General features: G+C 43.5%; 11 protein-coding genes. 6 read left to right on the top strand and 5 right to left on the bottom strand.

The annotated features are described in order from the left end of the window. Positions 1-64 precede the first annotated feature (64 nt). On the top strand, positions 65-1,177 hold the full coding sequence (locus FN831_RS17500; protein ID WP_142529486.1) for an AI-2E family transporter: 1,113 nt from the start codon (positions 65-67) through the stop codon (positions 1,175-1,177). A 34-nt stretch (positions 1,178-1,211) separates the two neighbouring features. Further along, a complete protein-coding gene (mazG, locus tag FN831_RS17495) occupies positions 1,212-2,021 on the top strand; it encodes a nucleoside triphosphate pyrophosphohydrolase (RefSeq protein WP_142529485.1) in 810 nt (269 codons plus the stop codon). A gap of 59 nt (positions 2,022-2,080) precedes the next feature. On the opposite strand, the gene FN831_RS17490 is transcribed toward mazG, so the two are convergent. Then, a complete protein-coding gene (locus FN831_RS17490; protein ID WP_185960521.1) occupies positions 2,081-3,385 on the bottom strand; it encodes a DEAD/DEAH box helicase in 1,305 nt (434 codons plus the stop codon). A gap of 187 nt (positions 3,386-3,572) precedes the next feature. Between FN831_RS17490 and FN831_RS17485 the strand changes: the two genes are divergently transcribed. Continuing rightward, positions 3,573-5,981, top strand: coding sequence for an alpha/beta hydrolase family protein (locus tag FN831_RS17485; RefSeq protein WP_142529484.1), 2,409 nt, complete (start codon positions 3,573-3,575; stop codon positions 5,979-5,981). A 150-nt stretch (positions 5,982-6,131) separates the two neighbouring features. Here the strand turns inward: FN831_RS17485 and FN831_RS17480 are convergent, their stop codons facing one another. Continuing rightward, positions 6,132-7,352 (bottom strand): ABC transporter permease, encoded by a 1,221-nt coding sequence (locus FN831_RS17480; RefSeq protein WP_142529483.1) that lies wholly within the window; start codon positions 7,350-7,352, stop codon positions 6,132-6,134. 80 nt (positions 7,353-7,432) lie between these two features. Here FN831_RS17480 and FN831_RS17475 point away from each other — a divergent pair, with 80 nt between their 5' ends. Then, complete coding sequence (locus tag FN831_RS17475; RefSeq protein WP_142529482.1) at positions 7,433-8,683, top strand: exo-beta-N-acetylmuramidase NamZ family protein; 1,251 nt, start codon at positions 7,433-7,435, stop codon at positions 8,681-8,683. A gap of 18 nt (positions 8,684-8,701) precedes the next feature. Then, complete coding sequence (locus tag FN831_RS17470) at positions 8,702-8,917, top strand: hypothetical protein (RefSeq protein WP_142529481.1); 216 nt, start codon at positions 8,702-8,704, stop codon at positions 8,915-8,917. Positions 8,918-9,181: 264 nt separating this feature from the next. On the opposite strand, the gene FN831_RS17465 is transcribed toward FN831_RS17470, so the two are convergent. Beyond that, positions 9,182-10,228: a DNA topoisomerase IB gene (locus FN831_RS17465; protein WP_142529480.1), complete on the bottom strand. Its 1,047-nt coding sequence runs from the start codon at positions 10,226-10,228 to the stop codon at positions 9,182-9,184. Between the two features lie 60 nt (positions 10,229-10,288). On the opposite strand from FN831_RS17465, the gene fmt reads away from it, so the two are divergent. Continuing rightward, on the top strand, positions 10,289-11,197 hold the full coding sequence (gene fmt / locus FN831_RS17460; RefSeq protein ID WP_142529479.1) for a methionyl-tRNA formyltransferase: 909 nt from the start codon (positions 10,289-10,291) through the stop codon (positions 11,195-11,197). Here the strand turns inward: fmt and FN831_RS17455 are convergent. Then, positions 11,192-12,031 (bottom strand): aminotransferase class IV, encoded by an 840-nt coding sequence (locus FN831_RS17455; RefSeq protein WP_142529478.1) that lies wholly within the window; start codon positions 12,029-12,031, stop codon positions 11,192-11,194. The genes fmt and FN831_RS17455 overlap by 6 nt on opposite strands. Positions 12,032-12,037: 6 nt before the next feature. Beyond that, positions 12,038-13,066, bottom strand: coding sequence for an RluA family pseudouridine synthase (locus FN831_RS17450; protein ID WP_142529477.1), 1,029 nt, complete (start codon positions 13,064-13,066; stop codon positions 12,038-12,040). Between the last annotated feature and the right edge of the window lie 13 nt (positions 13,067-13,079).

Below are 13,079 nucleotides of genomic sequence, written 5' to 3'. Positions count from 1 at the left end.
CTGTCCGTTAATTCTGGCAGGGCATTTGTCTTTTAGAAGAAATAACGCTTAAACACCACATTTGATGAGACACATTTACCTGCCCTTTTATGCCAAACTGGCTTTGGTTTTATTTGCAATCATCTGTCTGGGCTATCTTGCCATTCTTGGACAGAGTATCCTTGCACCATTACTGGCATCGTTCCTGCTCGCTTTTTTACTGTTGCCCCTGGCCAATTTCCTGCAGTTCAAATGCAGGTTTAAAAGAGGCCTGGCATCAATCGTTTCTGTAGTAGTCATGATCGCTGTAATTGCAGGAATAATGGCTTTTCTGGCCAATCAACTAAGCGATCTGGGGCAAGACTGGCCATTGCTGAAACAGCAGGCCACGCATTCTTTTGAGGAATTGCAGCATTGGGTATCCAGAACTTTCCATGTGAATGCACATAAACAAATAGATTATCTTAAAAACAGTGCAGCAAATGCGATAGCAACAAGTGCCACGCTGGTAGGTGTTACGCTGATGACACTATCCTCAACCCTGTTATTCCTTGCTTTTCTGCTTTTGTTTACCTTCTTCATTTTAAATTACCGCGGAGTGCTGTATTCGTTTTTAAAGGCTGTCTTCAAAGAAGAACACGAACAAAAAGTCAGCGATATAGTGGGTCAAATTCAGTACATCATTAAACGCTACATCCTTGGTTTATTTTTGCAGATGCTGATCGTAACCGGGCTGATGATGATTGGGTTGACCATCCTTGGTGTAAAATATGCAGTATTGCTGGGCCTGATTACCGGAATATTTAATCTTGTTCCCTATGTAGGCATATTTTCTGCCCTGCTGATCAGTATACTCATTACTTTTGCTACAGCCGGTGCAGCAAAGGTACTTTTGGTGATTATTGCCTTCGTTGCTGTACATGCACTTGACGGCAATATTCTGATGCCTCTTGTAGTGGGCTCAAAAGTAAAGATCAATGCCCTGTTCGCCTTTATAGGTATTGTGGTGGGAGAAATGATCTGGGGGATCTCCGGCATGTTCCTCTGCATCCCTTATCTGGCGATGTTAAAAATCATATTTGACAGGGTGGATGAGCTAAAGCCCTGGGGAATTCTGCTTGGCGAAAAAGCCAATCCAGCGAAAAAGAGAAAGGTTTACCGCATCACCAAAAAGATCAAACTGGAAGAACCTGAATAGAAAATTGTACTTTTGCCTTTTTAATCATATAGCCATGCCCAATACTATTCCTCCTGTAACCGCAACAGATCCCTCATCAGCATTTTTGAGATTGTTAACCATACTGGATTCACTGAGAACAGAATGCCCCTGGGATAAAAAACAAACCATGGAGACGCTGCGCCACCTCACCATAGAAGAAACTTACGAACTGTCTGATGCTATCCTTGACGGCGATCTGCAGGAAGTAAAAAAAGAACTTGGGGACGTGATGATGCACCTGGTATTTTATGCAAGGATTGCATCAGAAACCAATGATTTTACCATTGTGGATGTGCTGAACAGTGTTTGCGATAAACTGATTAACCGTCATCCGCATATTTATGGCGACGTAGAGGTGCAGGATGAAAACGATGTGAAACGAAACTGGGAGCAGATTAAACTTAAAGAAGGAAACAAGTCTGTACTTGGAGGTGTTCCTGCTTCATTACCTGCCCTGGTTAAGGCTGGCCGGATACAGGAAAAGGCCCGTGGAATTGGGTTCGACTGGGACAATAAGGCGCAGGTTTGGGAAAAGGTAGAGGAAGAGCTGGCAGAGTTCAAAAACGAATATAATGTGGTAGATAATGAGGCTATCGACATCGAGAAAGCAGAAAGTGAATTTGGCGACCTGATCTTTTCGCTGGTGAACTATGCCAGGTTTATCGGTATTAACCCGGAGAATGCGCTGGAGAAAACCAATAAGAAGTTCATCAAACGCTTCCAGTATATTGAGAGCAAAGCCCAGGAAAGCGGGAAAGCTCTTCAGGATATGACGCTGGCAGAAATGGATGTCTACTGGAACGAGGCAAAAACAGTGAAATAATATTCAATAAAAAAGGCAGATCGTTGATCTGCCTTTTTTATTGAATATTATAGATTAACCTAAGAATGCTTCTTTTTCATGGTCATTTTAGCCTTCTGGCCAATACCATAATTATAGGTTTTGGTGTTGCTTTCTTTTTTCTCATGATAAGCACCACCACCGGCAGGCTCATCAGTTTTTGTTTTTACGACACGGTTTTTATCCAATCCTTTTGGCTTAGAGGCTTTTTCGATGAGCAATTCATCCGGCAAGTCTGAAAGTTCCATCTTCTGGCCGATAGACTGCTCAATCTTTTTAACCTGGATCAGCTCCATATCAGTAGCGAAAGTAATGGCCACCACCTCTTCAGGGTTTTCTTTGTTTTTAATGATCCTGCCCAGGAAGGTTTCTTTCTCTTCAGGTACTTCGAAGTGGAAAATAAAAGGAACACCATCCAGGTTTAATGCGCCTTCGCCTTCATTGGCAACTACCAGTACTCTTGCTTCAGGACTTTCTTTAAAGTCTTCAAAATCATCAAAGCCATCTTCATCAAAATGCAGGGGCTTTAACATTGAAAACTCCATCTCCCTGCTGCTGGCAATACTTTTTGTTAATTTCTGTGCAGCCAATCGAGTATTCACGAAAACGACCACCTTATCAAACACCTCGTCATCACGCAGCAATGTATGCAGCAGATTAACCTTGGTTTTATAGTTGGGCACATGATAAAGCACCTGTGTTACCGTTTCAGCTTTGGTATCACCAAAGTCTTCAACCTCGATCACTGTAGGAAAATTCAGGAACTGGTCGGTCATCTTGGTCAGTTTTTCATGGATCACCTCGGTGAAAACCAGATGCTGACATTTACCTGCGCTTCTGGCCAGCTCACAAACCGGTAGCTGCATCCCCTGTTTGATAATCAGTTCTGCATCATCCACAATAAAGGTTTGCAGTTTACTCAGGTTTAAGCCCAGTTTCAGATAGATTGCCCTGGCACGTGGGGGTGTTGCCACAACAATATCGATACCCAGCACCAGCTCATTTACTTCGGCCTCTACTCCACCGGTACCATACAATCCAACGATGTTCAGGTCCCTGTTCTTGCTGAGCGAAACAAACTGGTCGATCACCGCAATCGCACGGTCTTTATCGGCCACCAGGATCAGCACCTTCGGCGCATCATCCTTCGTATATTTCAAACGCATTAAAACGCCCAGAACATAGGTTGTTGTTTTTCCTGATCCTTCAGGTCCTACAGCAAGTACATCCTGCCCCCCAAGAATACGCGACATAGTTTTAGCCTGAATTTCTTTTGGGGTTAAGTAGCCGGCATCAGTCATTGCTGTTACCAGGGACTTACTAAGTTTTAATTTATCTAACGACACAGTTTTCCAGTTAAAATTGATATTGCTGCAAATTTACGCAAATATGCCTAATATCCAGTATGATCCTCGGGGAAATGCCAAATTGAGCTGATTCGCCCTGCCTGATTGTATCAACATTTTGATACAATCAGCGCCGTTTCCATATGCGGAAATTGTATTTTAGCGGATTAACTAATTCTTTACCCTTATGAAAAAAACGCTACTAAGCCTGTTCTTACTCAGCACATCGCTGGGGGTATTTGCTCAGGATGCGGTCAGTTATCAGCTGCCGCCGAAAGCTATGGCCGACTTACTCCTGGCAAAACCAACTCCCACAATAAGTATTGACGGCAAAGCCGGATGGATGCTGCTGAGCGAACGCAACTCCTACCCTTCTGTTGAGCAGCTCGCCATGCCTGAGTTCCGCATTGCAGGATTAAGGATAAACCCTGCCAACTTCTCCCTGAGCAGACAAGCCTTTATCAGCAATTTCAGCCTGAAGAACATGAAGACAGGCAAAACGTCTGCAATCAGCGGTCTGCCTGTTCCGCTGTTTGCCGGTATTCCGGAATGGAATCCGGGAGAGACCAAAATTTCCTTTACCAACACCACTGCGAAGGGAGTAGACCTGTATATTATTGATGTAGCTTCTGCAAAAGCTACTAAAGTAAATAAGCAGCCCCTGAATGTGGTATTGGGCAATGGCATCAACTGGGTTGATAACGAGACGCTTTTATACCGTGTGGCTACAAAGCCGGCAAGTGCTGTTCCTGCAAAACCATTAATGCCTAAAGGACCTACAGTGCAGCAGAACCTGGGCAAAGCTTCGCCAAGCCCTACTTATCAGGATCTGATCAAATCGCCCTATGATGAACAGTTATTTGAATTTTTTGGCACTTCACAGCTTGTGAAAAATAAAAATGGAGTAGAAACACCTGTAGGCCAGCCTGCCATCTACACCACACTGAGCTTGTCGCCTGATAAAAAATACGTTTTACAGAAAACGATCAACAAGCCCTTCTCTTATCTGGTTACCTACAGGGGCTTCCCATCCACGGTAAAAATCACCGACCTGGCCGGCAAAACGGTAAAAGTACTTGCAGAACTTCCTTCTACAGAGGGTACGCCTTCCGGCTATGACAATACACAAAATGTTGCCCGGGATTATGACTGGAGGGATGATGAAGCCGCAACCGTAACCTGGGCAATGCCTTTAGACAGCGGGCTGATCAAAAAGAAAGTTCAGTTTCATGATGCCGTTTTTGCACTGGGCGCGCCATTTACTGCTGCCCCAAAAGAACTGTTTAAAACCGAAGCCCGTTACCGCGGAACTTCATGGGGAGATGCGGCGCTAGCCCTGGTTTATGAAGGCCTACGCAGCAAACAAACCACTAAAGTAAGCCGCTACAACCCAACAACGGGCGTGCTGGAAACACTCTACGCGCTAAACCAGACGGATGCCTATAACGATCCCGGAGATCCTGTTACCACGAAGAATAAATTTGGCCGCCATGTGGTGCAGACCGTAGATAATGGTACAAAATTACTCATGAACAATACCGTGGGTTCTTCGCCAAAGGGAGATTTGCCTTTCCTGGCAAAATTTGATCTTGCCGCAAAGAAAAACGAAATCATCTGGCGCAGCGCCGAAGGTTCGTATGAGTATGTGGCTGATGTAATAGATGCCAACAACCTGGTTCTGCTCACCAGAAGGGAATCACAGAAAGAGGTGCCAAATTATTTCATCAAAAACCTGAAGCTGAGAATGGCAGACCAGCAGGTGACAAGCTTTGGCAACCCCTATCCAGGTCTTGATGGCATCAGCAAAGAAAAAATTTCTTACAAACGTGCAGACGGGGTAGATCTTACCGGCAACCTGTACTTGCCAAAAGGATATGACAAAGCAAAAGACGGTCCTTTGCCAACTTTAATATGGGCTTATCCACGTGAATTTAACTCAGCTTCGGATGCTGCGCAGATCAGGGGATCAAAAGACCGCTTTACAACCATCATCTGGGCTTCTCCTATCTTCTGGGTAACGCAGGGATATGCTGTTCTTGACGAAGCTGAAATGCCAATCGTTGCTAAAGATGGCAAAAAACCAAACGACACGTATGTAGAGCAGCTGGTAGCGAATGCAGAAGCTGCAGTCAATAAATTGTCTGACCTGGGTGTGGGCGACAGAAACAGAATGGCTGTTGGCGGACATAGTTATGGTGCCTTCATGACAGCAAATCTGCTGGCACATACAAAGCTGTTTAAAGCAGGTATTGCCCGCAGTGGCGCTTATAACAGGACATTAACACCTTTCGGATTTCAGAATGAGGAGCGTACGTACTGGGAAGTCCCTCAGTTGTATTATGAGATGAGCCCTTTTAGTTATGCTGACAAGATCAAAACACCAATTTTGCTGATCCATGGAGATGCTGACGATAACCAGGGTACTTTCCCAATCAACAGCGAGCGTTTATTTAATGCAATCAAAGGATTTGGCGGCACCACAAGGTTTGTATTTCTGCCATTCGAGGCACATAGTTACAGAGGTAAAGAAAACCTGCTGCATATGCTATGGGAGATGAACAACTGGTTAGACACTTATGTAAAAAACGCCAGGTAGCCTTGTGATTTTGCTTTGCAGCGCTATAAAAGAGCTATAAGTACGCTGCGAGTGCGCTATTTTGATAAAAATAGCGCACTCGCAGCGTACTTAGCTGATTCATTACGTTCTGAGGTACAATCCTACCACAGTTTTGCGTACCGGAAGATATTATTTAAACCTGATCGCTTTCAGCGGAGAGACCCTGCTCACAAGCATTGAAGGTACAATCAGCACAATCAGACAGATCACCAGCGTTGCCAGATTCAGTAACAGGACATCTGCAAAATGAAATTCTATCGGCACATAGGCCAGGTAATAAGACGATTGGTTGAGCTTAAAGATATGGGTATACTGCTGCAGCAGACCCAGGCCTAAACCCAGCAGATTTCCCAGCAGCAGTCCAATACCTACAAGATACAGCGCATTGTAAAGGAAAACTTTCATCACACTGTAATCGGTCATTCCAAAAGCCTTTAACATTCCGATCATATTGGTGCGCTCCAGGATCATGATCAGCAGAGCGGTAATCATATTAATTACCCCAACGATCATCATTAAGATCAGTAATACCTTGGTATTGATATCCAGTAAGGATAACCAGGTGAAGATATTAGGGAAATATTCCTGTACTGATTCTGATTTGAGATTGATCTCGAGGTTGGAGTAGATCTCGTCAGACAGAGCCTGCAGACGGGAAAAGTCTTTCAACCTAATCTCTATTCCGCCAATCTGATTATCCTCCCAGTTATTTAAGCGCCTGATGATATTGATATCGCCCAGTACAAAACCTTTATCTATTTCTTCCACGCCGATATCATAGATCCCTACGATTTTAAATGGGCGTTTCCTTGGCGGGTTCTGCACAAAATACATCACAAATGTATCCCCGGTTTTCAGTTTCAGGCGGTTTGCAGTAAAGGCCGAGATCATAATCTCTTTAGTGGCTTTCAGGCTATCAGTGAAATCAATCACCCTGCCGGTAACCAGGTGTTTCCTGATGTAATCCCAGTTGAAACCGGCATCTACCCCTTTAAAATTAATGCCTTCAACTTCGTCATTGGCAGAAATAATTGCCGGCTTTGTGGCATAGGCCTGATAAAACAGTATGTTCTTATTCTTTTTGAGATCAGAGATTGTTTTTGATGAGGGAACAAAGGGTGTAAGCTCAAAAGAATTGTTGAGGTCGAGTTTAAAGATCCTTACATCCCCGACATACCCCCTCACCTTTTCCTGGATTTCGGTTTTAAAGCCCTTGATAATAGCAACAGACAGCATCATTACGGCCAGACTGAGCATTACCCCTGAGATAGCGATACGAACGATCAGCTTGGAAAAGGTCCGCTCAGACTTAATGGCGATACGCCTGGCTATAAAATATTCTGTATTCAAATTTTTTCAATAAACTGTAACTTAGCAAAAATGGTTATTTGATTTTGAATTCAACTATATTTAATTAAAAAAGGTACTGAATGAAACTATTCCCAAAATTAATTTACCCGCTCGGTCTGTTTATGTTTGCAGTGCAGGCCTGTGATGCCAGTCCGAAACTACCTAAAAACGCATTAAAGTCAGTTAGGGCTGACAGTGTAAAGCAGGAGATCCTCACCGGAGCGGCACAAACAGAAAAGTACCTTCCCCTGTTGCAGGGCAAGCGGGTGGGAATGGTGGTGAACCCTACCTCGGTAATAGGACAACTCACCGCAGTAGACAGCCTGATCAAAGTTGGAGTTAATATTGTAAAGATTTTTGGACCCGAGCATGGTTTTAGAGGAGATGCAAGTGCAGGTATTACCGTTAATGATGCGGTAGACGAAAAAACGGGTATCAAAGCAATATCCTTATACGGAAAGCATAATATACCAAGCACCGAAGATCTGGCAGACATAGATATTATGGTTTTTGACATCCAGGACGTGGGCGTAAGGTTTTACACGTACATCAATACCCTGCAGCACGTGATGCAGGCCTGCGCAGAAAATAACAAGGAACTGCTGATCCTTGACCGTCCCAATCCAAATGGTTTTTATGTTGACGGACCGGTTCTTGATCCGGCCCTGGTTTCAGGAATTGGCCTAAAGCCGATCCCGATAGTCCATGGCCTGACGGTTGGTGAATATGCGCAGATGTTAAATGGTGAAGGCTGGCTCAATAATAAGGTAAAGTGTAAAATCAATATCATTAAAGTGGCAAACTACAACCATGATATGCCTTATGAGCTGCCTGTAAAACCTTCTCCAAATCTGAATACACAGCAGTCAATTCTTCTTTATCCTACCCTATGCCTGTTTGAAGGGACGTACCTGAGCCAGGGCCGCGGCACCATGTTCCCTTTTAGTGTTTTGGGTGCTCCTGCCTTAAAAGGCAAATACAAGTTTTCCTTTACCCCAAAAAGCATCAAAGGAATGGCAGAAACGCCGTTGCACCAAGATCAGGAATGTTTTGGGCTGGATTTGCGAAATTATGATATTGCAAACATTAGAAAAGATAAAACGTTAAACATTAAATGGATGATCGAATTGTATAAAGCTTATCCAAACAAGGCCGACTTCTTTAATATGAAACTGAGTAAACAGATGGGCAATATTGATAAGCTTGCCGGAGTTTCAACATTAAAGGAACAGATCATTGCCGGTAAATCCGAAAAGGAAATCCGCGCAAGCTGGGAACCTGGACTTAGCCGTTACAAAGAGATACGCAAGAAATACCTATTGTATCCTTAACTTATAATATCTACGAATATGAATACTGAACCTAAAAAGAAAAACGAAAAACCGAGCAGTAATTTCCAGGAACCCGTTCCGGAAGGCAAAGTTGACGAAGGAAACAAGGCGGTAAAAAAGCCTGAAGATAAAGATTACACAGCAGATACTCCTGAATTTAAGGATCCTGCAAAACAAAGAGAAAGAGAAGAACAACCTGTTGATCCGATAAAAAAGGCACCAACCAAGGATTAAAATTTCCAAAATATTATTGAATGTGAGGTAGCAATTTTGCTACCTTTTTTTATGAGGTATATTGAGGTGCTTAAGCCGCTTAAAAAAGATGGTTGGGAAGGGAAATCTCAAAAGGTTTCATCTGCAGGCGCCAGTATACGAGCCAGGTTAAATATCCATCAGCTAAGCAAGCAAAAAAATACAATACACAATTCATCAATTAGGACAGGACATGTCTAGAGTGCTTATCCATCCTTAACGAAAAAGGGATAACGTTCTAAAAGGTTACCCTTTCTGTGCTTCCTTCAAAAACTTCATCAATACCTTTTCATCATTTTCTATTGCCTGCTCCGTAGTTGGGGCATGGACATGAATCTTCTTCAGGTACTTAGCCAGCTGATCATTCTCAAAAGCTTCTAAAAGCAAAGGGTAAACATAGGAACTTTTACATACGGCACGGGTGTTCCCCAGTTTGCTGGCTACACAATCCAGCACCTGTACGATTACTTTCTTTTTAGGGCGTTCTTCTTCAACATTACCTGAGCAGATTGCAAGTTGCCTCAGTGCCTCCAGCGTACCGCCCCAGGTACGGAAATCTTTTGCGGTAAAATCACTTCCGGTGATCTCGCGGATATAGTTATTGATCTTTCCTGAATCTACCCCTCTGTGCTCTTTCCCTTCTGTATAATACTGGAATAAATCCTGACCAGGAATCTCCATACAGCTTTTCACCATCCTGGCAAGGCTTTTATCATTGAGTGCCACTTCCTGTTTCACCCCCTTTTTACCAACAAATTTCAACTTTAAAGTGTTACCGTCAACCTTTGCATGTTTAGTTCTCAGGGTAGACAAGCCATAACTGCCATATTGCTGTGCGTAAGACTCATTCCCTACCCTGATCAATGTTTTCTGCATCACCTGAACACAGATGGCCAGCACCTTCTGTTCATCGTACTCTTTCCTTTTCAGATCTTTCGCAATTCTCTTTCTCGCCATTGGCAAGACTTTCCCGAATTCCAGCAGCCTGAAATATTTATGATCTGATTGCCTCGAAGTCCATTTTGGATGATAGCGATATTGCTTGCGCCCCGCAGCATCAAGACCGGTTGCCTGCAGATAAGCGTTCTTCTTTGTTGCAATCCATACCGAGGTCCATGCCGGCGGCAATACCAGTCCTTTAATCCTGTCAAGCTGTGCAGCATCAGTAATTTTATCCGCGTTTTTGTCCTCGTAATAAAATTTACCGGGCTTCCCTTTCCGGTAAATACCAGGCATACTGTCGGTAACATACACTAAACCACTTTCTTTAATCTCTTCCGGGGTCTGAACCATACACTTTGAGCAAAATATGCGTTAAATTTTTAGTTATTTTGTTCTCTTAAACACAGAAAAATGAAGATAGTTTTCATGGGTACCCCCGATTTTGCAGTGGCCTCCCTAAATGCCTTATTTGAAAATGGTTACGATATTGCAGGCGTAGTTACCGCAGCAGACAAACCAGCAGGCAGAGGGCAGAAATTACACGAAAGTGCAGTAAAAAAGTATGCGGTGGAGAAAGGCCTTAAGGTATTGCAGCCCCTGAAACTAAAAGATCCTGAGTTTATTGAAGAGCTGCGCGCACTGCATGCAGACCTTCAGGTAGTGGTGGCCTTTCGCATGCTGCCGGAGATGGTCTGGGATATGCCTGCAAAGGGAACGATCAACCTGCATGCCTCGCTGTTGCCTAATTACCGTGGTGCTGCCCCCATTAACCATGCGATTATCAATGGAGAAACTGAAAGCGGCGTCACTACTTTCTTTCTGAAGCATGAAATTGACACAGGAGATGTGATCTTTTCGGAAAAGGTGGCTATTGCAGAAGACGACTCGGCGGGCGACCTGCATGATCACCTGATGGAAGCAGGTGCGGGATTGCTGGTTAAAACAGTGAAAGCTATCGCTGATGGCGATTACAAAGAACAGCCGCAGACTGCCTCAGATGAATTGAAACACGCACCTAAAATATTTAAAGAGTTTTGTAAAGTAGACTGGAACCAGCCTGTTAAGCGCATCTACAATTTGATCAGGGGCCTTAGCCCTTACCCCACTGCTTTTACGGAGCTGAATGATAAAACCATTAAAATCTTTAAAGCACAATATGAAGAAACTGCAGCTGATATTGCCCCCGGCAATTATGTAACCGACGGGAAAACATTTTTAAAGTTTGCTGCGGCAGATGGTTATATCAGTTTGCTGGACCTGCAATATGAAGGTAAAAAAAGAATGCTGGTGGATGAGTTTTTAAGAGGAATGCGTTTATAGTGTATTCAGCAACGCGCTCAGCGATTTGGTTACCTCATTGAAATAACGTTTCCTGCCATATCCCATTACCCAGCGGATGCCGTTAGTTGCATTTGTGATAAACACCTCTTCTGCCTCGTTGAGTACTTCAGGATTGATCTGTGCTTCTATAATCGAAATGCCATTGGCTTTTGCGGTTTGCATCACGATATTACGCATTACACCTGCAATGCAGCCTTCAGAAAGTGCAGGTGTATAAATCTGCTTGTCATAAACTACAAACACATTTGAGCTGATGCTTTCACAAAGAAAACCATGCTGATTGAGGATAAAAGCCTCATCCAGCCTGTGCTGCTTTTTATACAGCCCGGCCATCACAAATAATAAAGAATTACTGGTCTTATAATTGGAAAGTTTATTTACGGGTTTGGTAATCTCATCATAAACGTTGATAATCAACCCCTTTTTGTTGAGCTCATACCCGTTTCCGTGGCTGGCCGATGCTTCCAGTACATATCCCGATTTATTGGTTTCAGGTGTATACAAACCATCTGCATCACGATAAACTGAAAGACGAAACCTTGCGTTATCCCTCAGTTTGTTCTTTTTACATAAATCAGCCGTTTTCTGTTTCAGAAAATACTCATCAAACAAAATGCCCCCGTCCATCTTCAGCGCATTCATTCCTGCCTGCAGACGATCGGCATGCAGTTCGGCAAACTTTAATTTGCCACCTGTCATACGCATAGATTCAAAAAGGCCGTCACCGTATCTGAAACCACGGTTCTGTGCCGTAAATATCTTTTCATCTACGGCAATAAACTCATCGTTATGTAAGATATATTCCTGTTGCATTAATTGTTATGCCTGTACAACATAGTTTCTCCATTTATTCAATACACCATCAAAATCCGGTGGCAGCGGCGCTTCAAATTCCATATACTCCTTTGTTGTAGGATGTATAAAACCCAAGGTCTGTGCATGCAGCGCCTGTCGTGGCAACATTTCAAAGCAATTGGCAACGTATTGCTTGTACTTTGTAAATGTAGTTCCCTTCAATATTTTATCTCCGCCATAATTGGCATCGTTAAACAGCGGGTGACCGATGTGCTGCATGTGTGCCCTGATCTGATGCGTACGCCCTGTTTCCAGCTGACAACTGATTAAAGTCACATAATTTAAACGCTCTAAAACAGAATAATGTGTAACGGACCACTTTCCCTTCTCCTCGTCATCATACACGTCCATTACAATTCTGTTCTTCGCACTTCTGCCGATATACCCAGAAACTGTGCCATTTTCTGCAATATCTCCCCAGGCAAGTGCAATATATTTTCGCGTAATGCTATGGTCAAAAAATTGCTTCGCCAGTTTGGTCATTGTGATCTCGTTCTTGCTGATGATCAGCAGGCCCGAGGTATCTTTATCTATACGGTGTACCAGTCCCGGTCTTCCCTCATTGCCGGGCAATTGCGGCAACTGCTCAAAGTGAAATGCAAGTGCATTTACAAGCGTACCCGTATAATTATTAAATCCCGGATGCACCACCATTCCTGCCGGCTTGTTTACAATCAGCAGATCGTTATCTTCATATACGATATCCAGCGGAATATCTTCCGGATAAACTTCTGTATCTCTTGGAGGATGAGGAAACACAATCGAAATCTCATCAGCAGGCTTAACCTTATAACTGGCCTTTACTGTGGCTTTGTTTACAAGCACGTTGCCTGCATCAATTGCATTCTGAATACGGTTTCTCGACGCATTCTGCATACGCTGCATCAGAAATTTATCTATGCGCAGCGGCGATTGCCCGCCATCTACAACAATATTAAAATGCTCGTATAAATCCTGCTCTTCCAGTTCCAGCCCGCTATTCGTATTTTCCATTCGTAATTTTATG

This window comes from Pedobacter westerhofensis (assembly GCF_900182595.1).
Classification (GTDB): domain Bacteria; phylum Bacteroidota; class Bacteroidia; order Sphingobacteriales; family Sphingobacteriaceae; genus Pedobacter; species Pedobacter westerhofensis.
The sequence above is the reverse complement of the archived record's forward strand: the minus strand, read 5'-3'. Positions and strand labels throughout refer to the sequence as shown.